We start from the raw sequence: 21,449 nt of genomic DNA, 5'->3' as shown, positions 1-21,449 counted from the left end.
CGTGAAGGTCATCGCCAGCTCCTTACGCAAAGGCAACGTCGTCGAAAAGGACGGCAAGCTCTATGTGATCCTCTTTGCCGAAAACATTCATCCTGGCAAGGGTACGCCGGTCACCCAGCTCGACATGCGGCGTATCTCCGACGGGGTAAAGGTTTCCGAGCGTTACCGCACCACCGAGCAGGTCGAGCGCGCCTATGTCGAGGAGCGCGAGCACACGTTCCTCTACCGCGACGGCGAAGGCTTTCACTTCATGAACCCCGAGACCTACGACCAGGTCGCGGTGCCGGAAAGCGTGGTCGGCGACATGGCGCCTTATCTGGTGGAAGGCATGCCGGTGCAGATCTCGCAATACAACAACATCGCCATCTCGCTGGTGCTGCCGCAGCGCGCCACCTTCGAGGTGGTCGAGACCGAGCCGGTGACCAAGGGCCAGACGGCATCGTCGTCCTACAAGCCGGCAACGCTGTCCAACGGCGTGCGTACCCTGGTGCCGCCACACATCAGCGCCGGCACCCGCGTGGTGGTGATGACCGCCGATGGCGCCTATGTCGAGCGCGCGAAGGATTGAGGCGCGAAGCCTGAAACGCCTCGCCGAAAACGTCGAGGCTGCCGGTCATCGTCTACCGCTTTGTGCCAGGGGCTTTCGAGCATTGGGACGCTGCACGCAGACCGAAGCGTCAACGCCCTGCGAGTTCTTTCCTATTGGACGACGCCAGCGGGCAATCTCTGAGCCTCGAGCAACGCCGACCGTCCCTTTCGCCAGGTGCCAGGTGGAATGCCGACGAACTTTTTGAAGGCGCGATTGAAGGCGGCTTCCGACTCGTAGCCGACCTCGGCACCCGCTTGCGCGATGCTCATTTCAGGCCGTTCAAGCAAGCGTCCTGCCAGTTGCAGACGCCAGCGAGCAAGATAGTGCATGGGCGAGACCTCGACATAGTGGGTAAAGCGGCTCGCAAAGGCCGTGCGTGAGAGCCCTACTTCGCGGGCGAGCCGGTCCAATGTCCATTCCTCCCTGGGGCGAGCGTGGATGAGCCGGAGCGCCTCGCCGACGTGTTGATCCCGCAGGCCTGAGAGCCAGCCGCGCGAATCGTCGGGGAGGGTCTCGAGATGGCGGCGGATGATCTCGACAAACATCAGCTCGCTCAGCTTGGCGAGGATCGTTTCACAGCCCGCCCGCCCACTGCCCCCTTCGGCCAGCGCCAGCCGAAAAAGGTCGATAACCCAGCTGCTTCCATCGGCGGGCTTGCGGGCACACAGGATGGCCGGCAAGGCGGCGAGGAGAGGATTGAAGGGGCGTGCATCGCAGCCAAGATACCCGCAAATGAACCGGGTCCGCTCGTCTCCGCCGCCACCATGGATCACCGCGAACGGCAGGCTCTCGTCTATCGGCCGATAATACATCGCCATATTGGGTTCGCCTCGCGCCCCGGGCGAGGAGCTCAAGACGTTCGGAACACCACCGGGGAAGACAACGACATCACCGGCGTTTACGAGCACCGGGGGGACGGAATCGTCTGCCAGCGCGGCCCAGCACGAGCCCGACATCACGGCATGAAAAGAAATGATGTGCTCTGCCTCCGGCATGACGGCGGCGGCAATGTCGGCCGTGCCCGGCGACTCGCCAACCCAGGGAGAGCTGGCGTCGACGTCGAAATAGATCGCACCGGTGAGGCGAACGGCTCGGAGCACATCGGAAAGGACATCCATGCACTACACCTCCGGAAACGATCGGCTGCTCCCTTTGACAACGCTTTTTCGGCCAGGCATCTCGAACTATCCGGCAATACAGCCGCCCGAGCAACTATCCATCCGGTCTAATCCTCCCCTGAACGATCGGGCAACAGAAATGGACGATGTGACATTTGCGGGAACAACGGACGGGACTAGCGTTTCATCGACCGGCCGACAGGTCCAATAACGGGGAGGAATACCATGCACGATCAAGACATCACCAAATCCGCAGCAAGCCTGCGGATTCCGCGTCGAGAATTCATCACAAAGGGCAGCGCGGCGCTGGCGGGCCTAGCGGCATTCTTCGCGAGCCAACACGCCTATGCCTTTCCAAGCCGGCCCGGCGAGAAAGTCGTCAAATGGCTCGACCAACTGCCACCGAACCCGGTTCCGGAGGTCATCAAGAATCAGCTCGTTTGGGAGGATCTCGATTCCTGGGTAACGCCCAATGACAAGTTCTTTTCAATCGCGCATTTCAACCGGCCAGTCATCGACGCGAGCGCGTGGAAGCTCGAAATCGGCGGCCTGGTCAAAAAGCCGACGACCCTGACGCTTGCCGATATCAAGGCACGGCCGCGCCAGGAAGTCACGTTCACGATCGAATGTTCGGGCAATACCGGCCTTCCGTTTTTCAATGGCGGCATCGGCAATGCGCACTGGGCGGGTACGCCGCTCGCCCCGATCCTAAAGGAGGCCGGCGTCCTCGACAGCGGCATCGAAGTGGTCTTCTGGGCCGCCGACGAAGGCGAGATCAAGCGGACCGACGACGTCAAGTTCAAGCAGAATTTCGCGCGCAGCATGTCGCTGGCAGATGCCATGGACCCAAAGAATATCCTTTGCGACGAGATGAACGGAGCTGCCCTACCGGCCGATAATGGCTTCCCGCTGCGGCTGATAGCGCCGGGCTGGTACGGGGTCGCCAACGTGAAATGGCTCAAGCGCATCGACGTGCACGACCAGCGCTTCGAGAACCGGTTCATGGGACGCGACTACGTCACGCTCCGCGAGGAAGACCATAACGGCGAGACCGTGTGGGTAGAAACGTCCGTCGGACGGGCGCGCCTCAAATCGGCGCCGGCCCGGGTCACCCATATCGGCAACGATTACCGGATCGTCGGAGCCGCCTGGGGCGCGCCGATCGACCGGGTCGACGTGAAGATCGACGATGGGCCGTGGATGCCGGCGACAATCGACGGCAGCGACGAGGCGGAATTCGCCTGGAAGATGTGGTCTCTCGACTGGCCCAAGCCTTCGCCCGGGGAGCACACCGTGACCTCGCGCGCGATCGACATGAGCGGCAACATTCAGCCGGCGATGAGCGATCCGTGGATCGCCAAGAAACACACATATTGGGAAAGCAATGGCCAAGTGACGCGCCGCGTACGCGTCGACTGAGAATTTGCGGCCAAGTGCGGCAATTGCGTCGGGCATTGCCGAATGAGCGTCAGATAGTTGCATGAGACCGCCTTGCGACACCGTAGCGGTTTCATGAAACTTGGCGGGAACATTGCGCTCGCAATCGTCCGGGACTGCGGTTTGAAGAGCGCAATATGGCCGTATGAGCAAGCGCACATATGGCTGATCCTCCCCTGAACGATCGGGCAACAGAAATGGACGATGTGACATTTGCGGGAACAGCGGACGGGACTAGCGTTTCGTCAGCCGGCCGACAGGTCCAATAACAGGGAGGAATACCATGCACGATGAAGACATCACCAAATTCGCGGCAAGCCTGCGGGGCGAAGTCATCCGCGCCGGCGACGCCCGCTATGACGAGGCCCGCAAGCTCTACAACGGCATGATCGACAAGCGGCCGCTGATCATCGCCCGCTGTGTCGACGTCGCCGACGTGATCACAGCTGTGAATTTCGGCCGCGACAACAATTTGCTGGTTGCGGTACGTGGCGGCGGCCATAACGGACCAGGATTAGGGAGTTGCGACGACGGTCTGGTGATCGACCTGTCGGCGATGAACGGCGTGCGCGTCGATCCGGATGCCCGTACGGCGCGGGTGGGCCCGGGCTGCACTCAGGGCGACGTCGACCACGCCACCCATGCCTTTGGCCTGGCTGTACCGGCGGGCATCATCTCGACCACCGGGGTCGCCGGACTGACGCTGAGCGGCGGCCATGGCTATCTGACGCGCAAATATGGCCTGACCATCGACAATCTCGTCGAGGCAGATGTCGTGCTTGCCGACGGAAGCTTCGTCACCGCCAGCAAGCAGCGGAACCCCAACCTGTTCTGGGCGCTTCGCGGCGGCGGCGGCAATTTCGGCATCGTCACCAGCTTTGTGTTCCAGCTTCACCGGGTCAGCATGGTCTTTGCGGGACCGATCGCATGGGATCAGCGCCACGCCCGCACCATCATGCAGCATTATCGCGAGTTCCTGCCGAACGCGCCCGAAGAACTCGGGATCTTTCTCGGGCTCAAGACGGTCCTCTCGAGCGCACCGTTCCCGGAAGAGTTTTGGGGAAAGCGGATGTGTCTGCTGATGTGCTGCTATAACGGCCCGGAGGAAAAGGGCAGAGAGGCGCTGGCCCCGCTACTCGATGCGCTGCCCGCGCCCTGGTTCAACTGGATGGGAACGATGCCCTATCCCGCGGTGCAGAGCATGTTCGATGGGCTCTACCCGAAGGGAATGCAGTGGTACTGGCGGGGCGATTTCGTCAAGACACTGTCCGACGAGGCGATCGACGCTCATCTCGAGCAGGCGGCGAAGACGCCGAGCGAGCTATCGCTCATGCATCTCTATCCGATCGATGGCGCCGTCCATCGCGTCGGCAAGGACGAGACACCCTGGAATTACCGTGATGCGACCTGGTCGATGGTCATCGCCGGGATCGATCCGGACCCACAGAAAGCGGGGCCCGTGACGCGCTGGACCAAGGCCTATTGGGAGGCCGTGCATCCGTTCGATCTGGGTGGCGCCTACCTGAACTTCATGATGGATGACGAGGGCGATACAAGAATCAAGGCGGCTTATGGCGAGAACTACGAGCGTCTGGCTAGGCTGAAGAAGAAATACGACCCGAACAACCTCTTCCGGGTGAACCAAAACATCCGGCCGCCTGCTTGACGGCGGCCCTCGTCAGGCCGGCAAATGTGTATCGTACCGGCCGGCCCAGCCAAGGCTCGGCCGGTATGATAGGTTGCCGGTCAGGACGCTTGCCAGCCTTGCAAGCGCGATACTCGGCCAGGCTCGGCGACACGTTCGATGAGCCATGTCTGACATGCGTCAAAGTGGTCGGCCCGCACGCTCAGGTCGCCCGTAGCGCTGCTTCAACTGGCAAGTCCGGGAGCAGGCAATCGGTCAAAGGGCTATGCCTCAGTGACTGCTTCTCGCCAGGCCGATCGCGCCGGCAGCTACCGATAATTCCACGCTTTGATGAGGGCGTCCGACGTCACGACGACACCCTCCAGGTCCTCATTTGAGAACCAGTATTCGCTCCAGAACCAGCTAAATTAGCAGTTTCTCAAGTGCCTTTGGAACTTTGTAGCTTGCGTTCCATTTTCAATCGCATGCGAGAGTCTGTGGTCCAAGGCCCTGGAATGACGGTGAACAGGTCATCGCCGCGCTACTCGCTGGTCCTGCCCATATACAATGAAGAACAGGTGCTGCCTCGGCTGATCGAGCGTATCAATTCGCTAATCGGCCGGCTGGACGGCGAAGCCGAAGCCATCTTCGTCGATGATGGCAGCCTCGACGGAAGCGTCGAATACCTTCAAAAAGTGATCGCTGCCGAGCCGCGCTTTCGACTGATCGAATTTTCCCGCAATTTCGGCCACCAGGTAGCGATTACCGCCGGCATGGACGCCGCTGCGGGCGATGCCGTCATCGTCATGGATGCCGACCTGCAGGACCCGCCGGAAGTCGTTCTCGATCTGGTGGCTAAGTGGAAGGAAGGCTTCGAGATCGTCTATGCCCGCCGGGTCAAGCGCGACGGCGAATCCTGGTTCAAGCGTTTCACGGCAAGTCTCTTTTATCGCCTGCTGGAGAAAATGACGTCGGTCGATATTCCGCGCGACGTCGGTGACTTCCGCCTTGTCGGCCGCAAGGCGCTGGAAACCTTCAAGCGTATGCCCGAACATGACCGCTTCGTCAGGGGCATGTTCGGCTGGATGGGCTTCAAGCAGACGGCAGTGCCGTTTGAGCGCCACGCGCGAACCCTGGGCCAGACCAAATACCCGTTCTGGAAGATGATGCACCTTGCGGTTCACGGCATCGTCAGTTTTTCCGAGAAGCCGTTGCGCCTGGCGCTCTGGGGCGGATTGGCCATTTCCGCGCTTGCGGTGGTCTTTGGCGCCTACGCCATCTTTGCCTGGTTTTTTGAAGCCGGCATCATTGCCGGCTGGACATCAACCGTGGTGATCGTGTCGCTCCTGTGCGGCATCAATCTTTTCATGACCGGCGTGGTCGGGCTCTATGTCGGCAGCATCCACGCCGAGGTGAAACGCCGCCCGCTTTATGTGATCGATCGGCTCACCGGCTTCGACGAGGCGATGCGTACCGTCTCTGGTGAGCGCCGCCGATCGTTTCACAAGCCCAGGAGTGGAGTCCCCGCCGATGGCCGAACTCTTCGACAGCTATAAATCCAACTATGGCGAGGCGGTCGAAGGGTCCATCCGGTTTTCCGGGCTCGGGCACGACTTCTTCCTTATCGCCAAGGCGGACCTGCTGCGGCGTCTGGCGGTCGAGCGAAAGCTTCGGCAGGGTGGTTCGGCTGTCAGGGCGCTGGATGTCGGCTGCGGCGTCGGTTCACTCCACCCCTACCTCGACGGCGCTTTCGACAGCCTCGATGGCTGCGACGTCTCGCAAGAATCGATTTCGCGCGCCGGCCAGGACAATCCGGGTGTGACCTATAGGGCCTGCACCACGCCGAAACTGCCCTACGAGGATGGCGCGTTCGATCTGGCTTTCGCCAGTTGCGTCGTCCATCACGTTCCGCCCTCCTCCTGGCTCGATTTCTTCGTGGAAATGCGACGCGTCGTGCGGCCAGGCGGCGTCGCCTGTGTCATCGAGCACAACCCCTACAATCCGATGACGCGTCTAGCGGTGTTCCGGTGCCCGTTCGACCAGGACGCGGTCCTGCTCGGCGCCGCCAAAGCTGCGTATCTCTTTCAGCAGACAGGCTTCAGGGACATCCGATCCGAGCATTTCCTGCTGCTGCCGTCGGCAAGGCCCTTGGCCAGAAGAGTCGAGCGGGTATTCGCGCCTTTGCCGCTTGGGGCGCAGTATGCGTGCAGTGCGCATGTCTGAGCGCCGTTCGACCAGCGACGCCGGGCTGAGGCTACTGGCGCGTTTCGGGTCGGTCGGCATTGCTGCAACGATCCTGTATGCCGTGATGGCCACCGCTTTGGTAAAATCGCAACGGTTCGGCCTCTCGCCGGTCGGTGCCTCGCTCGTAGCTTACACGGTAGCCGCCCTGTTTTCTTACCTCGCGCATAAGTTCGTAACCTTCGCGTCGAGCGGATCGCATCGAACTGAAGCTCCGCGTTTTTTCTTGCTGACGGCGACAGGCTTCGCCGTCGCCTACGCGGCGCCGGCGCTTCTGACGGCGAAACTCGGCCTGCCGCCGATTGTTGCCATCCTGGTTACATGCCTGCTTGTTCCAGCGGTCAATCTTCTCATGCTCGACCGCTGGGTTTTTCAGCAGCGAAGACGCAGCCAGCAGCGTGATCGCCCGCCCTAACTCGCCTCAATGGGATCGAGCCGTAACGACAACAATTTGATCGAGCGTTTGTAGATGTTGCTGGCGGCCGGAGTTTGCGGAATGCCGTCGAGGTAGTCGAAAGCGATGTCGAGTGTCTTGGCATCGGCGAGAGCCGCTGGTGGGATGACGAACGAGACCGTTCGCGGCTCTTTGCCGGACAACGTCACCGCATGCACCCGAACGCCATTCACCAAAATCACCACTCTTTGCGTGACCTGTGGCGAGCGAATGACGGCGGCCATTTGCAGCGTGGCCGTCAGGCCGTCGCGGAGCGGCGGTATCTTCAGGCGAAGCCGCGAGGTCTCGCCCAGCGAATGGGTGCCGTCGGCAACCGGTCCCGACCAGCCACAGACCATCATGCCGGCTGTCTTTTTGGCTCCGTCGGACCGGAACGACACCGTCTCGCCAAATGTGTAGCCGCCGACCGCATCGCGGTTGAGGCAGGTTGTCGTCCGATCGATGTAATAGGCACGATAATCGGGGTTGACGTTCGGATTGAGAGCAAGAGTAAGGATGACGATCTCGGACCCGGCCAGAACCGCCGCGAGCGCGTAGCCGACGAACGAGGCGGAGCGCCGATATGGGTCCGGAATGCTAGACCAGGGCAAGATAGCCCCCGATCCATGCCACGGTCATGAAATAGCAGGCGCCTACGAAGAGAGCCAGAGCCGTAAGAAAAGTCGGCTTCGACACCGACAACAGCATGGCCAGCAACATTGTCAGAGGTGCAAGCCCAACGACGTATCTGACCATCGAGGCCAGATTCGTGACCAGCGGCAGGATGATGCAGCAGGCGCAGAACAACGCAGCGCCATATTGCCTGCGAACCGCCAGAACCGCCGACAGCGCCAGTCCTATGAGTGCGGCGAGCGCGCTCCATTGCGGCGCCGTAGGCAGCCATCCAATTGTCGGAACGGCCGAAAGCCCGTCCCATATGAAGGCGAGCGGATCGCCCGGCACCCGTCCAAACGCGCGCTGCACGTGCAGGAAAGCAAAGCCGTCGCCGACCGTCAGATAGAGGAACAGGATGTAGGCGAACAGACCGGCCGGCGAGATGAAGATCGCGACGAACAGGTCCGGTCGGCCAAGCAGCCAACGCGGGAACGACAGCGCCGACCCGCCCTTGGCGCGGTAATCCCTGAACATCTGAATGACGGTCGCGAATACAACAAGCACCCCGACGAGCCTGGTTGCCGACAGGAGAGCCGACGACAGCCCCACGGCCAGGTAGCTGGAGCGTTTGAGCGCCAGAAAAACGCACGACGTCAGCAGCACGAAAAGAGGTTCGGTCAGGAAAGTCGTGAAGTGATAGGAGAACGGGCCGCTGAGCAGAAAGGCGCAATACAGCACATAGGCGCGCATGTTCTTGTCGAGCAGCGGCCACGCCACCAGGCAGGCGGCATAGCTGCACGCAATCGATGTGATCGATGCCACCAGGATGGTCGGGAAAGGGAAAACAGACCGGATGGCCGCCACCAGCATCGGATAGAGCGGGAAGAAGCCCCAGCGTCCGACATTGCTCTGGCCTGGAATGGGAAAGCGCTCATAGCCGAGTTCGGAAATGTCGACATACCACGCGCAATCCCACCGGCAGAGCGCCTGGGCGTAGGCCGCGAAGCCTGCCTCCGACGAGACCGAAGCAAATGCGGCATAGCGGATGGCGAGTCCACTGACGACGAACAGCAACGGCACCGCCACGACGGCTACCGCAATAAAGCGGCGACCGGCGTTCGGACGCGCCACAGCTTCGAGCGCCAAAATCTGCCTCCACCCGTTCAAGTGGCAGGCGCCACCCAAAGCTAGATGACGCGCGCCCCGGCGAATTCAAGGCATGCATTGGCGGCTCAAATGGCGATACCGCTATCCGGCGCTTCTGAGCCAGACCAGCATCTCGCCGGGTCGCGGTTGTCCTAGGCGAAATCGACGTTGTGCAGGTCGACGAGATGTCCCGCGCGCTCGCCGATGGCAGTATCGAGCATCGTGTGTCCTCCCTTCGGTTCGTTATCCCGGCGTATTCACCCATGCGCCGACGAAGGGCGGCAGCATGATGCACGTCTGCTGCTCGACAGCCTCGTTGCGCAGCCGCTCGGCGAGGGTATCGACGTCCACCTCGGCGGCGGTCGCGGTACCGACTGCCTCGGCCATCGGCAACAGGCTGCGCAAAGTGCCGGCAATGTAGTCGTAGATCGGCGAGTCGGGTCCGCTGCCGGCGAGCCCGGCGGAGTTCATCCGCGGCGCCGGCAGCCCTGCGCCGGCGAACACCATGGGCAGCCTGCCACCCATGTCGACCTCGAAACCCGCCCGCTTGATCGTGTCGATGATCCAGCCGCGGCATTTGCTAAACAGCGGCGCCTCTGGAAAACTTCGGGTGAGCGGCATCGCCAGTTCCTGGACGGCGACGATGCCGCCAGGCCGCAGGAAACCGGCAAGCCTGCGCAGGGTTGCGGCCGGGTCGGGCAGATACATCAGGACAAGCCTGCCGATCACCGCATCGAAGTCCCCGTCGGGCGAGAATGTATCAAGCTCAGCCGTTGTGAAACGTGTCCAGTAACACTGGCCGGATTCAGTGGCGCGCCGCTCGGCGATGTCCACAGCCTCTGCCGAGCGATCGACACCAAGCACCCTTCCCGCCGGTCCGACCAGCCTTCCGGCCAGCAACGAGACATCGCCTACGCCGCAGCCAATGTCGAGCACGCGCATGCCGGGTCCTATGCCCGCACTGCGCAGGACATGCTCGGTAAGGTGGTGAATGAGCGCTCCCTGCAGCTCCAGGCGCTTGAATTCGCTTTGCTTGTAACCCAACGCATAGGGACGCGGATCCATGGTGCTCTGATCACGGTCGGTCTTCTGTGCATGTTCGGCAAGCAGATTGTACATGTTTGACTCCATGATCGATTTATCGCGGATCGATTTGTCTCGATTTGACCGCTGGGCAGCCTGATGACCGCCCCCGGCCGGACCGTTCGGACGCCACTATGATTTCGGCGCCCGCGGAACGAACACGATATGCGGCGTCTTCGGCGGACGACCGGGCGGCACATAGTCCGGAACCGGCGTATCGTCTGCCGGGAGCGAAAGCACATATCGGTGGATGGCGCGCAGGTCGGCCTCGCTCATGGCACGCAGGTTGAACCATGGCATGGGCGGGCGCGTCTCGATCGTGCGCGCGAACTGTACCCAGTCGTCCTCGTCCATGGTTCGCAAAAACCGGCGAAGATTGGTTGGGTAAGTCGTACCCCACGGCCCGTTGAAGCCGAGCGAGTCACCGATCAGCCATCGATCCTGCGGGACGTTGCCGGCCTTCTCCAGGTACCCTGGCGTGTGGCAGTCGTTGCAGCCGCCGATTTTCACCAGGTATCGACCGTGCTCGATCGAAGCGGTCGCGGACGCCGCGCCCACCTCAACCTGGTTGAGCGTTGCGGCGGTGAATACTGCGGCCAGGCCAAGGGCGGCAATTGCGATGAGAGCTCTTCGTGTCATCAGCTTCTCCACTGCTATTTGACGCCGACGATCATCGAGTGAGGCCCGGTGAGATGCTCGCAGCGGACCTCCGCAAAGCCCGCCTCCTGCATCCAGCCCATGCCGTCGGCGCGCGTGTAGTCGAACCCACCATTGGTGTTGACCAGCATGTTGAGGCTCATCAGCAGACCCGCGGCGTTCTCCCGTCGCTCGTCATCGATGATCTGGTCGTAGACGATGAGCACGCCTCGCTTCGGCAGCGCGGAATGGGCCTTTGCCAGCAGCGCGCGCTTCACCTCCAGGTTCCAGTCGTGCAGGATATGACCCATCACCAGCACTTCGGCGGACGGCAGCGGCTCGGCGAGGAAGTCGCCGGGATAAAACCGAAGCCGGTCTGCAAGCGCGTACCGCTCCACATAGGCCTCGAATACCGGCCGCATCGGCGGCAGGTCGAAACCGCCGCCGGTGAGATGCCGATGGGCGCGTCCTATCTCGACCGGAAGCCTGCCTTCGGCTGTGCCGATATCGATGAAGGTGCGATAGTCCGTCCAGGGAAAATGCCGGGCGAGCGCCTCCGCCACCTGGAGGCTGCCGCCGGTCATCGCCTGCGCGAACATCGCCATCTTGTCCGGGTCCGAAAACAGCATGTCGAACAGATCTTCGCCGTCCTCGGTGCCGTTTTGCGGTTTGCCCGTCCTGAGCGCGTCGGTGAGCGAGCCCCAGTTCGCGTAAAGCAGCTGACCGGCCCTGGCGAGCATCCCGCCGACATAGGTCGACTTGTTGCGGTCAAGGTAGCGGTCAGTCACGGGCGTGTTGCAGTAGACGTTGCCCTCGCGCTCAAGCATGTTCAGCGCAACCAGCGCGTCGAAGAAATCCTGCGCTCCCCGCTCATGCAGTCCGAGCCGGTTCCGCAGTGTTTCACCTTCGAGAGGTCCAGCCGCCAACTCCGTGAAAAGGTCAAGTTCGACGGCGCTCAGCAACGTCTTCGATGCCCAGAAGCCGAGGCCGAGTTGCATGAGGCTTTCGGGCGACAGTTCCGCGACGTCCTTCGCCTGTTTCGTTACCTCGGTGATGTTTGCGTCCATAAGATTCCTCCTTGCTCAAGAGACCGTGACCTTTCCGAAAATCGGTTCCCGGTTTTCTGGATCACGGTCTGAGCGCGGGAGGACCATCGACCAGCGCGGCTACGGGTCGATTTCAGCCAGGCGGGATTTTGGTTACAGTTGTAACGAAGAAATCCGGCCGGCCGTGATCAGCCTGAATGCAGATGGCGGGCAAGGCATTGTGCGACGGCGGCCGACAGCAGCGGCTTCTTGATGACTTCGGTTATGCCGGCCGCCGTCAGTTGACGCGACCGCAGCGGGCGGCCGTAACCGGTCATCAGCACGATCGGAAGGTCGGGCCGGATCTTGTGCAACTGGCCCGAGAATTCGATCCCTGTCATGTCGGGCATGACCTCGTCCGTCAGCACCAGGTCGAAGCGTTCCGGATCGGTGCGGAATGCGCTGAGAGCCGTGGGGCTGCGGTCGAACCCGACCGGCTCGTAGCCGAGCGCGGTGAGCATCTCCTCCGCAAGCTGCATCAGCGGCGTGTCGTCGTCGACGACGAGGATCGTCTCGCCGTTGCCATGCTGGACCGGCACCTCGGCGGCGTCGCTCTCGTCCTCGTCCTGGGTTGCTGCGGCGGCCTCGATCTGCGGAAAATAGATCTCGAAGGTCGTGCCTTCGCCGGGCTTGCTCGTCACGTCGACCGCGCCTCTGTGCGTCATGACGATGCCGTGCACCGTCGACAGGCCGAGCCCGGTGCCTTGCCCTGCCGGCTTGGTCGTGAAGAACGGTTCGAATATGCGCTCGAGCGTCGCCTGATCCATTCCGTCGCCGGTGTCCCTGACGGCAAGGCGGAGATAGCGGCCGGCAGGCAGGTTGCCATGCGACAGCATCCGCGCCTCGACGAATTCCGTCGTGTGGAGACCGATTTCCAATGCGCCGCGGTTGTTCATCGCCTGCGCCGCGTTGGTGCCGAGGTTCATCACCACCTGCTGAAGTTCGGTCGGATCGCCCATCATCGCCGCATCCGCGGTTGCAAGATGCGTCTGCACTGAAAGCGTGGCGGGGAACGAGGCGCGCAACAGGTCGACCGCTTCGGCAACCACGGCTTCCGCCCGCAGCGCGTGATGCTGCCGCTCGTGGCGACGGCCGAAGGCCAGGATCTGCTCGGTGACGTCCTGCGCCCGCCTGCCGGCCTGCATGATCTGCTGGACGTAGCGCCGCGCGCGCGACTCCTTCAGCAGCACCGCCAGCGCCATCTCGCTGTAGCCGAGGACGGCACCGAGGATGTTGTTGAACTCGTGCGCTATGCCGCCGGCGAGCGTCCCGATCGCTTCCAGCCGTTGCGACTGGTTGAGCCGCGCCTGCAGTGCCTCACGCTCGCGTTCGCTATGCTCGCGCGCGATGGCATTGGCAAAAATCTCGGCGGCGGTGCGCAGCAGCGCAATGTCGTCGTCGGTCCAATGCTTTTCGTGCGTGACGGTATCGAGAGTCAGAAAACCCAATCGTTCGCCGGCATGCCACATCGGTATGCACAGCCACGATCGAAACTGGTGCGCCTGAAGGGATGCCTTCTCCCGCCCCTCGGGAAGCTCGTCGACGCTGGGAACGTCGATGCAGCCTTGCCGCTCATGGTCGGCAAGCGTCCAGCGTGAAGCAAGCTCGATCACGTCATTCGGCAGGGGGGCCGGCCTGCTCGCGCCCGGACGGCGATAGAAGTAGCCGCCGGAAGGACCGGCTATGTGGCTGACGAAAATCTGGGCGCCGTCGAGCCCGGCATGGTCGACCAGGCGCGCGAGGCCCTTGCTGATGCCGGCGCGGATGTGGTCGCGCGGCAGATTGATGAACTGCGTGGAGATCGAGGCGATCAGGCCCTCGAATTCCAGCCGCTCGCGCAGGATCCGCGCATTGCGGCGCAGTCGGGCGAACAGGTAGGCGACATAGCCGACGAGTCCCAGCGCGGCGACATAAAGCAGCGTCTGGAACAGTTCGGCCCTGGCCGCGGCCCGCCCATGCGCACCGAGATAGACGTCCTGCAGCGCGCGAGCCCGCTCGCTCGTCGGCGCGGTCTGCAGGCGGGCGACGAGACCGTCGACCGCCGGAAGCCTGGCGACGATAAGCCGGCCGTGGGAGACGAGCGAGAGCACATCGCTTGCAGGCACGGTATCGACCGAGGGCCTGGCCAGCCGGTCGAGTGCGGCGGTTACTGCCTTTGCCGCGTCCGGCTGGGGATCGCTGATAAACCGCGACATCGCGACCATCAGGGCTCCTATCTCGACCGCTCGAAGGCCGTCACCCTCGCTCGTGAGGCGACCGCTCATATAGTTGAAAAAGTTCAGCGAATTCTGCAGCAGCGCGTTGTCGGACTTGAACCTCTCGACAAGCGCTTCCTCGTCGCGGACCGCGGCGATGACCCCGGCGATCCGCTTGTCGATATCCACCCGTGTTTCGCCGCTTGCGACGTCGCGGTCAGCCGGCAGCGTCTGCGTCGCCTCATCCAGGTTCTCGATCGACCGCACAAGCGGATCGTAACTGCGCAGCAGTCCCGCGCGTGCCCGCAACACATCGCGCTGCAGGGCGGCGTTATAGAGGATGACGGTCCTGAGCGCATCGAGCGTGCGTTCGTGGCGCGCCGCATCGGGAGCCGTGCCCTGCACCAGGAGGTAGGTCAGGACGATGAGCAGGCAGGCAACGATCGGCGCCAGGATGCGTAGCGACTTCATTGCTGCAGACGATCGGCTGCGCTGGTCAACGGCCGGCCGCGATACTCGCCCGTCAAGGTCCCGAGGAATTCGACGATGAGATCGGCATCGCGCTGGTCGAGCTCCCGGCCGAGCTGGTTCTGCGCCATGATCTTCACCGCGTCTGCGAGCGATGCGGTGCGGCCATCGTGAAAATACGGCGCCGTCACCGCGACGTTGCGCAGGCTGGGAACACGGAACACATGGCGGTCACTTTCGGCGCCGGTAATGGCAAAGCGGCCGAGATCCGCCTTGGTCAGGGTCTTCTGGCGTGCGAAGGGATCCTGGAAGATGCCGAATTTCTGAAACAGATTGCCGCCCACATTGGCGCCCTGGTGGCAGGCGACGCAGCCATACGCTTTGAACAGTTGATAGCCGTGCTCTTCGTCGGTCGTGATGGCGTCGCGTTCGCCCTTGAGATAGCGGTCGAAACGGGCATCGGGCGTGATCAGCGACTGTTGAAACATCCCCAAGGCGTCGAGCACGTTTGTCCGGTCGGGAATGGAGCCGTAGACCCTCGCGAACCGCTGCGAATAGTCTGCATCGGAGCGCAGCCTGGTCAGCAATTCCTCCCAGCTCGTATTCATTAGCCTGTCATCGAGCAGGGCTGCCTCGTTCTGCTGCTCGAAAGTGCGAAAATTGCCGCGCCAGTTCAGCCGGAAATCGAGCGCCGCGTTGAAGACGGTCGGCGTGTTGAATTCGAGCGGCTTGCCGTCCGCCGCCACGGAACGGGCCTGACCGTCGTCGCCGCTGAGATCCAGCCTGTGACAGGAACTGCAGGCCACGACATCGCCATGCGACAGGCGGGCATCGTTGAACAGGCTCTCGCCGAGCGCGATCTTCGCCCGGTCGGAGGGACCGCTGGCCGTGATCGGCGCAATCGGCTCGCCCATCGGCGGGGCCGGCTGACTGCTCTGGGCCAACGCAAAAGGTGCCGCCATTGCCAGGCAAAGCGGAACAAAAAGCCCCGCCCGAACCTTACCAATCTGCTGATGTGCCATCGAGCGAGCCTGTGGCAGGGTGTGCGATCACGAAGATCATCGCGCTCACCAATAAATCGCCGAAAATCGATGTTTAATAAAAGCAACGGCTCGGTCATGAGTTCCACGCTTGCGGACGGTGCGAGATGTCAGCCGAACAAAACATTCGCCACGAACAGCAGTCGAAAGGCAGTATCGAGCAGGCAGCGGCGCCGAGGCATATTCTTGTCGTCGACGACAACGCCGAAATTCGCGATATGCTCACCAATTACCTGGAGAGCGAAAACTTCAGGGTCAGCGCGGTCGCCGACAGCCGGGCCATGTCGCGCGTCCTCAACGAAAAGCCCGTGGACCTGATGATCCTCGATATGAGGCTTGCGGACGAGGACGGGTTCGACGTCATGCGGCAACTCGGCAGTCCGCCGGAAGCGCCCATCATCATCATCACCGGCCACAGGCGCGACGAGGTGGATCGCGTCGTCGGCCTGGAACTCGGCGCCGACGACTACATCACCAAGCCCTTCAGCCTCAGGGAGCTGCTGGCGCGTGTTCGCGCCGTGCTGCGGCGATCGGCGTCGGCGCAGCCGCAGCCGCGCGGCAAGAAGCACATATGCTATCGTTTTGCCGGCTGGGAGCTCGACATGCGGATGCGGCGCCTGAGGTCGCCGGCGGGCGAGGCGACGCCGTTGACCGCCGGCGAGTTCAACCTGCTGGCAGCCTTCCTGAAATCGCCACAGCAGATCCTGAGCCGCGAGCAGCTACTCGCTGCCAGCCGCGTGCACGACGAGGAGGTGTTCGACCGCAGCATCGACGTGCAGATATTGCGGCTGCGCCGCAAGCTCGAGGTCAACCCGAGCGAGCCCAAGCTCATCGTTACGGAGCGTGGCGCCGGTTACGTGTTCGCGACCGCGGTCGAGGTACTCTGACGCTGCCGTGCCTGCGCCTGTCAGCAGACGGAGACCTTTCTATAGTTTCCAGGGACGACCGCCGATAGGCATCCAATGAGCCGGGCCGGTCTGCCTTTCAGGCCACCTCGCGCGTCTGATCCAGGTATTTTGGCGCCGGTGCACTCGGCCCTTGAGAATCCTTCAGCCTTCGGCAACATGGCGGCAAAGCTGAGAGCACGAGGATGAGCAAGGTCATTTCCGCCGCATCGCGGCGTCGGTCGGCACCGCGCAAGTCACCGATGGCGCTGACCGAGGCGCTGGTCGCCCGCACTTTGCGGGCGGTCGAGGACGCCGGGCCGACGCCGGGCATGGTCTACATGACCGATGCCGATTACGCGCGCATTCGCGACGAGGTGCTGGCCGGCGCGCCGGCCGGGCCGGTGAAGCTGTTTGCCTATGGTTCACTGCTGTGGAAGCCGGCCGGCGAGGTCAGGGGTGGCGAACGGGCCGTGGCGACAGGCTGGCACCGTTCGTTCTGTTTTACGGTGCAACGCTTCAGGGGAACGATCGAGCAGCCCGGCCTGATGATGGCGCTCGACCGCGGCGGCCAATGCCAGGGTATGGTGTTCGAGATCGCCGAGCCGGTGTCGGCCAATCTCGAAGCGCTGCTGCGCCGCGAGATGACCATCCTGCCGGCCGTCAATGTGCCGCGCTGGCTGCAGGTCAGGACGGGCGACGGCATGGGCCAAGCGCTTGGTTTCGTTGTCGATCCCGCCAATCCGCGCTATGCCGGCAAGCTCGAAAAGCGAGCGATAGCGGCGACCCTGGCCACGGCCGTCGGCCACTGGGGTTCGGGCGCCGAATATCTGTTCGAGACCATTCGCCATCTCGACGCTTGCGGCATCCGCGACCGCAACCTCTGGCAGCTGCAGGAACTTGTGGCCGAGGAGATCGGTCGGGCGCCGCCGTCGGGCTTTATTCGTCCCTGAGCCAGACCAGCATCTCGCCGGGGTCGCGGTTGTCCCAGGCGAAATACGGCACGGCGGTGACTTTTGCTTCCTCGACCGCTGGCGGTTCGGTGCGGTAGAGCCCCTCTTCCCAGTTTTCGAAAGCCTCCTTCTTGGCAATCGCCGAAAGTGTCACGACGCCGCCCAGAAGGTTCGGCTGCTGATGCGCCTCGATGTCGGCCGTCCGCGGCAAAGCGATGCGGTGCAGCTGGCTGGAATTGTCGGTCTCCTCGACGCAATAGATCAGCGGCCCGCGGGCCAGTGCGACGCGGCCGATATCCTGCCGCACCTGCGGATTGGCGTAGAGGCGATCGACGGCCATTTCGAGGTCGAGCTCGACGCGGTCGCCCTTGCGCCATTCGCGGCGGATCGCGGCATAGCCGTCGCTGGTGACAGCAGCCAGATCGACATCGGCGCCGTTGACCTTGAGCACTGCCTTGCGGCACCAGCCCGGCAGGCGCAGGTGCAAGGTGAACTCGGTCGGAGCTTGCGGTTCGACGGAGATCGAGACCGCGCCGTCCCACGGATAATTGCTGGTCTGGGTCAGCTCAATTTGCGTCCCGGCGATATCGAAACGAGCCGTGCCGTTTCCATAGAGATGGACGGCGAGTGCGTCGTCCGACAGGCCGTAGAAATAGCTGCCGATCGAGGCGACCATGCGCCCGACATTGGGCGGGCAGCACGGGCAGCGGTGCCATTTCCAGCGGTGGTGGGCGCCGCGGCTTTCGAGCGGATTTTCGTAGAAGAACAGCGAGCCGTCGAGCGACAGGCCGGAGATCGAGCCGTTGTAGAGCGCCCGCTCCATGATGTCGGCGTAGCGCGCGTTGGGACCCATGCCGAGCATGCGGCTTGCCCAGAACACCAGGCCGACCGAAGCGCAGGTCTCGGCGTAGGCGGTGTCGTTGGGCAGGTCGTAATCGGCGGTGAAACCTTCATTGTGCGCCGACGGCCCGAGGCCGCCGGTGACATAGAGGTTCTTGGTCATGAGATCGTCCCACAGCCGGTCGAGCGCCACCCGCAGCGTGTCGTCGCCATATTCGGTGGCGATGTCGGCCATGCCCGAATAGAGATACATCGCCCGCACCGCATGGCCGACGACCTTGTCCTGCTCGCGAACGGGCTTGTGCGACTGGTTGTATTCGTAAGTCTTGAAATGATAGGCCTTCGGGTCGGCGCCGCGGGCGCGCGCCTCCTCGTCGAAATAATGCGGCTCAAGTCCCCGCTGGTCGATGAAGTATTTGGCTAGCTCCATGTATTTGCGCTCGCCGGTCACCCGCGCCAGCTTGACCAGCGCCAGCTCGATCTCCTCATGGCCGCAATAGCCCTTCCTCTTGCCGGGCTCGGGACCGAACGTCTCGGCGATATGGTCGACATAGCGGCACATGATGTCGAGCAGCTTGCGCTTGCCCGTGGCCTGGTAATAGGCGACCGCACCTTCGATCAGATGGCCGGCGCAATAGAGCTCGTGGCAATCGCGCAGATTGGTCCAGCGCAGGCCCGGCTGGATGCGCTGGTACCAGCTCGACAGATAACCGTCGGGCTGCTGCAGCCTGCCATACATGTCGATGACGGCGTCGATCTTCTTCTCCAGCTCGTCGTTGCGGCGGCGGTAGAGCGAATAGGCGGCGGTCTCGATGGTTTTGCCCCAATCCGAGTCCCAGAACATCTGCGTCGTCACCGTCGATCCGGTGAACTCGTTGCCGGCGGTGGCTGCCTCGTCCGGCGAGGGTGAGTGGAACGGAATGACGACGCCGGGCGACGGCCGGTCCGGATCGATTTGCTCGAGCATGCGGGCCTCGACGCAGCGGTCGTAGAGGATGCCGGCGGTTTTTGAGGCGACGGCATCGACGCGGTCGCCCCAAAAGCCGCGCACATCGACCTGCGGCACCGGAAGCGGCCGGAAGGCGAGTTTCGGCTTGGCGCCCTGACTGGCGGATTGCGATGCGGTCATCAATTTACTCCGGTTCGGTTCGATTGGTCACTTGACGGCCCCTGCCATGAGGCCGCGGATGTAGAAGCGCTGCAGCAAAAGGAAGAGCACCAGGCACGGCACCATCATCACGGTGACGCCGGCCTGCACGGCGCCCCAGTCGATGGCGCCGAAGCGGCCGGACTGGAGTGCGGTCATCATGATCGGCAGCGTGAATTTCGACTGGTCGGTCATCAGCACGAGGGCCGCCAGAAACTCGTTCCAGGCGCCGAGGAAGGCAAACAGCGCGATGGTGACGATGCCAGGCCAGACCAGCGGCAGCATGACCCTCAAGAGCATGGTGACATTGTTGGCGCCGTCCATGCGCGCGGCCTCCTCGATTTCGCGCGGCACCGCGTCGAAGGCGTTGCGCATCATGAAGATCGAGAACGGCAGCTGCAGCGTGACGTAGACGCAGACCAGCCCGGTCAGCGTGTTGTGCAGGCCGATTTTTGTCAGCACCAGGAAGATCGGCGTCAGGATCGACTGGAACGGGATCATGATCGTCGACAGGATGACGACGAACAGCAGGTTCTTCAGCGGAAAGCGGAAGCGCGAGAAACCGTAGCCGGCGAGCACGCTGACGATCACCGACAGCACCACGGTCATGACCGAGACATAGATGCTGTTTTGTGCCGGCAGCCACAGGCCGTCGCCGAACGTGTTGAGCGTGGCGTAGTTCTCGAGCGAGATGCCGCTGGTCGGCCAGGGCGGCAGCGGCGGCTGGCGCGCCTCCTGCGCCGGCTTGAAGGCCGAAAGCACCGTCCAGGCGATCGGCGCCAGGAACAGAATGGACGCGACGATGCCAGTCGAGTGCTCGGCGATCTGCATGCCGATGCGGCGGTTGCGGCTCCTTGCCTGTGCCATCAGTCGACCCCCTCGGGCTGGCGCAACAGCCGCAACTGGATGAGGCTGAGCGCCACCAGGATGACAAGCAGGACCATCGATAGGGCGGCGCCATAGCCGAGCTTGAACGACACGAAGGACTGGTTGAAGATCCAATAGACTGCGGTCAGCGTCTGGTTGCGCGGGCCGCCGCGCAGGATGATGTAGAACTGGTCGAAGGCGAGGATCGAGCCGGCGACCGACAGGATCAGCGCCAGCGCCAGCGTGCGGCGCATCAGCGGCAGGGTAATCGCCCGGAACCGCGCGAATGGCCCTGCCCCGTCGATCATCGCCGCCTCTTGCAGGTCCGGCGGGATCGATTGCAGGCCGGTCATCAGGATGATCATGGTGAAGCCCGCCACCTTCCACACCACCATGGCGATGATCGACCAGAAGGCCGGCTGGAAGGTCGCCAGCAGATTGAATTTCTTCTCGGTCAGGCCAAGCTCGAAGGCGGCCGGGCTGAACAGGCCGGAATCGACATTGAGCAGCCACGACCACAAAAGGCTGGCCGAAGCAAAACCGATGACCGCCGGCATGAAGAAGGACGTGCGGTAGAAGCCGGTCAGCTGCCGCGGCCGTTCGATGAACAGCGCCAGCGGAAAGGCAACGGCAAAGATCGCGATCGTCACCACCACCGTGTAGTAGCCGGTGAACTTCAGCGCGTTCCAGAAACGGGTGTCACGCAGGATCGCCCAGTAATTGTCGAGCCCGATGAAGCTATGCGCCCCCATCAGCGGCCAATTGTGCAGCGACATCCAGGCGGTCATGCAAAGCGGCACGATGAAGAAGACGACGACCAGGGCAACGGCCGGCGCGACATAGAGCAGGCCGATCCACTGCCGGCGCCCGACGCCGACGAGTTTGCGGGGGCGCGTCGGGGCGGAGATTGCTGTGATGGTGGTCATGCGGGTCTTCCATTAGTGGGACGTCCCCCTCCCCCTTGAGGGGAGGGTCCGGCCGCAGGCCGGGGGTGGGGTCCTCTCCGAAGTGGGCCCGCCCCACAGTTTGTAGGGCGGCGTTACCGCAG

The 21,449-nt window shown here is 63.0% G+C and carries 19 protein-coding genes; 8 read left to right on the top strand and 11 right to left on the bottom strand.

What is annotated here, in order from left to right:
• The first annotated feature begins 1 nt into the window (after nucleotide 1).
• On the top strand, nucleotides 2-568 hold the full coding sequence (efp, locus tag AC0L2X_RS30305; RefSeq protein WP_023674374.1) for an elongation factor P: 567 nt from the start codon (nucleotides 2-4) through the stop codon (nucleotides 566-568).
• Nucleotides 569-699: 131 nt separating this feature from the next.
• Here the strand turns inward: efp and AC0L2X_RS30300 are convergent, their stop codons facing one another.
• Nucleotides 700-1,707: an AraC family transcriptional regulator gene (locus AC0L2X_RS30300; protein WP_352663110.1), complete on the bottom strand. Its 1,008-nt coding sequence runs from the start codon at nucleotides 1,705-1,707 to the stop codon at nucleotides 700-702.
• A gap of 225 nt (nucleotides 1,708-1,932) precedes the next feature.
• On the opposite strand from AC0L2X_RS30300, the gene AC0L2X_RS30295 reads away from it, so the two are divergent.
• From AC0L2X_RS30295 to AC0L2X_RS30275, 5 genes are all read left to right on the top strand, one after another.
• On the top strand, nucleotides 1,933-3,126 hold the full coding sequence (locus AC0L2X_RS30295) for a sulfite oxidase (RefSeq protein ID WP_473560128.1): 1,194 nt from the start codon (nucleotides 1,933-1,935) through the stop codon (nucleotides 3,124-3,126).
• Nucleotides 3,127-3,427: 301 nt separating this feature from the next.
• Nucleotides 3,428-4,810 carry an FAD-binding oxidoreductase gene (locus AC0L2X_RS30290; RefSeq protein WP_473560129.1) on the top strand — a complete coding sequence of 461 codons (1,383 nt, stop codon included), beginning with the start codon at nucleotides 3,428-3,430 and terminating at the stop codon, nucleotides 4,808-4,810.
• A gap of 473 nt (nucleotides 4,811-5,283) precedes the next feature.
• Nucleotides 5,284-6,324: a glycosyltransferase family 2 protein gene (locus AC0L2X_RS30285; RefSeq protein WP_473560131.1), complete on the top strand. Its 1,041-nt coding sequence runs from the start codon at nucleotides 5,284-5,286 to the stop codon at nucleotides 6,322-6,324.
• A complete protein-coding gene (locus AC0L2X_RS30280; RefSeq protein ID WP_473560133.1) occupies nucleotides 6,299-6,991 on the top strand; it encodes a class I SAM-dependent methyltransferase in 693 nt (230 codons plus the stop codon). Before AC0L2X_RS30285 ends, AC0L2X_RS30280 begins: the two co-directional genes overlap by 26 nt.
• Nucleotides 6,984-7,424 (top strand): GtrA family protein, encoded by a 441-nt coding sequence (locus AC0L2X_RS30275; RefSeq protein ID WP_473600960.1) that lies wholly within the window; start codon nucleotides 6,984-6,986, stop codon nucleotides 7,422-7,424. Before AC0L2X_RS30280 ends, AC0L2X_RS30275 begins: the two co-directional genes overlap by 8 nt.
• On the opposite strand, the gene AC0L2X_RS30270 is transcribed toward AC0L2X_RS30275, so the two are convergent.
• The 7 genes from AC0L2X_RS30270 to AC0L2X_RS30240 all read right to left on the bottom strand — a co-directional run bounded on the left by AC0L2X_RS30270 (nucleotide 7,421) and on the right by AC0L2X_RS30240 (nucleotide 15,584).
• Nucleotides 7,421-8,053: a hypothetical protein gene (locus tag AC0L2X_RS30270; protein WP_473560136.1), complete on the bottom strand. Its 633-nt coding sequence runs from the start codon at nucleotides 8,051-8,053 to the stop codon at nucleotides 7,421-7,423. The genes AC0L2X_RS30275 and AC0L2X_RS30270 overlap by 4 nt on opposite strands.
• The gene (locus AC0L2X_RS30265) at nucleotides 8,040-9,203 is read right to left on the bottom strand and encodes a hypothetical protein (protein WP_473600959.1); all 1,164 of its coding nucleotides are present in this window, start codon (nucleotides 9,201-9,203) and stop codon (nucleotides 8,040-8,042) included. Before AC0L2X_RS30265 ends, AC0L2X_RS30270 begins: the two co-directional genes overlap by 14 nt.
• A gap of 243 nt (nucleotides 9,204-9,446) precedes the next feature.
• Nucleotides 9,447-10,322 carry a class I SAM-dependent methyltransferase gene (locus AC0L2X_RS30260; RefSeq protein ID WP_473560139.1) on the bottom strand — a complete coding sequence of 292 codons (876 nt, stop codon included), beginning with the start codon at nucleotides 10,320-10,322 and terminating at the stop codon, nucleotides 9,447-9,449.
• A gap of 96 nt (nucleotides 10,323-10,418) precedes the next feature.
• Complete coding sequence (locus tag AC0L2X_RS30255; protein ID WP_473600958.1) at nucleotides 10,419-10,937, bottom strand: hypothetical protein; 519 nt, start codon at nucleotides 10,935-10,937, stop codon at nucleotides 10,419-10,421.
• A gap of 2 nt (nucleotides 10,938-10,939) precedes the next feature.
• Nucleotides 10,940-11,989, bottom strand: coding sequence for a methyltransferase (locus tag AC0L2X_RS30250; RefSeq protein WP_473560142.1), 1,050 nt, complete (start codon nucleotides 11,987-11,989; stop codon nucleotides 10,940-10,942).
• 167 nt (nucleotides 11,990-12,156) lie between these two features.
• A complete protein-coding gene (locus AC0L2X_RS30245; RefSeq protein WP_473600957.1) occupies nucleotides 12,157-14,673 on the bottom strand; it encodes a two-component system VirA-like sensor kinase in 2,517 nt (838 codons plus the stop codon).
• Entirely contained in the window at nucleotides 14,670-15,584 is a 915-nt protein-coding gene (locus AC0L2X_RS30240; RefSeq protein ID WP_473560146.1) for a cytochrome-c peroxidase, read from the bottom strand. Before AC0L2X_RS30240 ends, AC0L2X_RS30245 begins: the two co-directional genes overlap by 4 nt.
• Before the next feature lie 233 nt (nucleotides 15,585-15,817).
• Between AC0L2X_RS30240 and AC0L2X_RS30235 the strand changes: the two genes are divergently transcribed.
• Nucleotides 15,818-16,597 (top strand): response regulator, encoded by a 780-nt coding sequence (locus AC0L2X_RS30235; protein WP_473560148.1) that lies wholly within the window; start codon nucleotides 15,818-15,820, stop codon nucleotides 16,595-16,597.
• 203 nt (nucleotides 16,598-16,800) lie between these two features.
• Nucleotides 16,801-17,547, top strand: coding sequence for a gamma-glutamylcyclotransferase (locus AC0L2X_RS30230; RefSeq protein WP_473560149.1), 747 nt, complete (start codon nucleotides 16,801-16,803; stop codon nucleotides 17,545-17,547).
• Here the strand turns inward: AC0L2X_RS30230 and AC0L2X_RS30225 are convergent.
• The 3 genes from AC0L2X_RS30225 to AC0L2X_RS30215 are packed head-to-tail and all read right to left on the bottom strand — an operon-like array spanning nucleotide 17,534 to nucleotide 21,327.
• Nucleotides 17,534-19,516, bottom strand: a complete 1,983-nt coding sequence (locus AC0L2X_RS30225; protein WP_473560151.1) for a glycoside hydrolase family 127 protein — start codon at nucleotides 19,514-19,516, stop codon at nucleotides 17,534-17,536. The two genes, AC0L2X_RS30230 and AC0L2X_RS30225, sit on opposite strands and share 14 nt — an antisense overlap.
• Nucleotides 19,517-19,543: 27 nt before the next feature.
• Complete coding sequence (locus AC0L2X_RS30220) at nucleotides 19,544-20,401, bottom strand: carbohydrate ABC transporter permease (protein WP_473560153.1); 858 nt, start codon at nucleotides 20,399-20,401, stop codon at nucleotides 19,544-19,546.
• Entirely contained in the window at nucleotides 20,401-21,327 is a 927-nt protein-coding gene (locus AC0L2X_RS30215) for a carbohydrate ABC transporter permease (RefSeq protein WP_473560155.1), read from the bottom strand. Before AC0L2X_RS30215 ends, AC0L2X_RS30220 begins: the two co-directional genes overlap by 1 nt.
• Nucleotides 21,328-21,449: the final 122 nt, after the last annotated feature.

The sequence above is a fragment of the Mesorhizobium sp. WSM4828 genome, assembly GCF_055811175.1.
Note: the sequence above shows the minus strand (reverse complement) of the source record. Positions and strands in the feature narration are given on the sequence as shown.

What these genes read in the sequence shown, in the direction of transcription:
- AC0L2X_RS30300 (WP_352663110.1), bottom strand. Translation starts at nt 1,707, where the DNA reads ATGGATGTCCTTTCCGATGTGCTCCGAGCCGTTCGCCTCACCGGTGCG.
- AC0L2X_RS30295 (WP_473560128.1), top strand. Translation starts at nt 1,933, where the DNA reads ATGCACGATCAAGACATCACCAAATCCGCAGCAAGCCTGCGGATTCCG.
- AC0L2X_RS30290 (WP_473560129.1), top strand. Translation starts at nt 3,428, where the DNA reads ATGCACGATGAAGACATCACCAAATTCGCGGCAAGCCTGCGGGGCGAA.
- AC0L2X_RS30285 (WP_473560131.1), top strand. Translation starts at nt 5,284, where the DNA reads ATGACGGTGAACAGGTCATCGCCGCGCTACTCGCTGGTCCTGCCCATA.
- AC0L2X_RS30280 (WP_473560133.1), top strand. Translation starts at nt 6,299, where the DNA reads ATGGCCGAACTCTTCGACAGCTATAAATCCAACTATGGCGAGGCGGTC.
- AC0L2X_RS30275 (WP_473600960.1), top strand. Translation starts at nt 6,984, where the DNA reads ATGTCTGAGCGCCGTTCGACCAGCGACGCCGGGCTGAGGCTACTGGCG.
- AC0L2X_RS30260 (WP_473560139.1), bottom strand. Translation starts at nt 10,322, where the DNA reads ATGTACAATCTGCTTGCCGAACATGCACAGAAGACCGACCGTGATCAG.
- AC0L2X_RS30250 (WP_473560142.1), bottom strand. Translation starts at nt 11,989, where the DNA reads ATGGACGCAAACATCACCGAGGTAACGAAACAGGCGAAGGACGTCGCG.
- AC0L2X_RS30245 (WP_473600957.1), bottom strand. Translation starts at nt 14,673, where the DNA reads ATGAAGTCGCTACGCATCCTGGCGCCGATCGTTGCCTGCCTGCTCATC.
- AC0L2X_RS30240 (WP_473560146.1), bottom strand. Translation starts at nt 15,584, where the DNA reads ATGGGCGAGCCGATTGCGCCGATCACGGCCAGCGGTCCCTCCGACCGG.
- AC0L2X_RS30235 (WP_473560148.1), top strand. Translation starts at nt 15,818, where the DNA reads ATGTCAGCCGAACAAAACATTCGCCACGAACAGCAGTCGAAAGGCAGT.
- AC0L2X_RS30230 (WP_473560149.1), top strand. Translation starts at nt 16,801, where the DNA reads ATGAGCAAGGTCATTTCCGCCGCATCGCGGCGTCGGTCGGCACCGCGC.
- AC0L2X_RS30225 (WP_473560151.1), bottom strand. Translation starts at nt 19,516, where the DNA reads ATGACCGCATCGCAATCCGCCAGTCAGGGCGCCAAGCCGAAACTCGCC.
- AC0L2X_RS30220 (WP_473560153.1), bottom strand. Translation starts at nt 20,401, where the DNA reads ATGGCACAGGCAAGGAGCCGCAACCGCCGCATCGGCATGCAGATCGCC.
- AC0L2X_RS30215 (WP_473560155.1), bottom strand. Translation starts at nt 21,327, where the DNA reads ATGACCACCATCACAGCAATCTCCGCCCCGACGCGCCCCCGCAAACTC.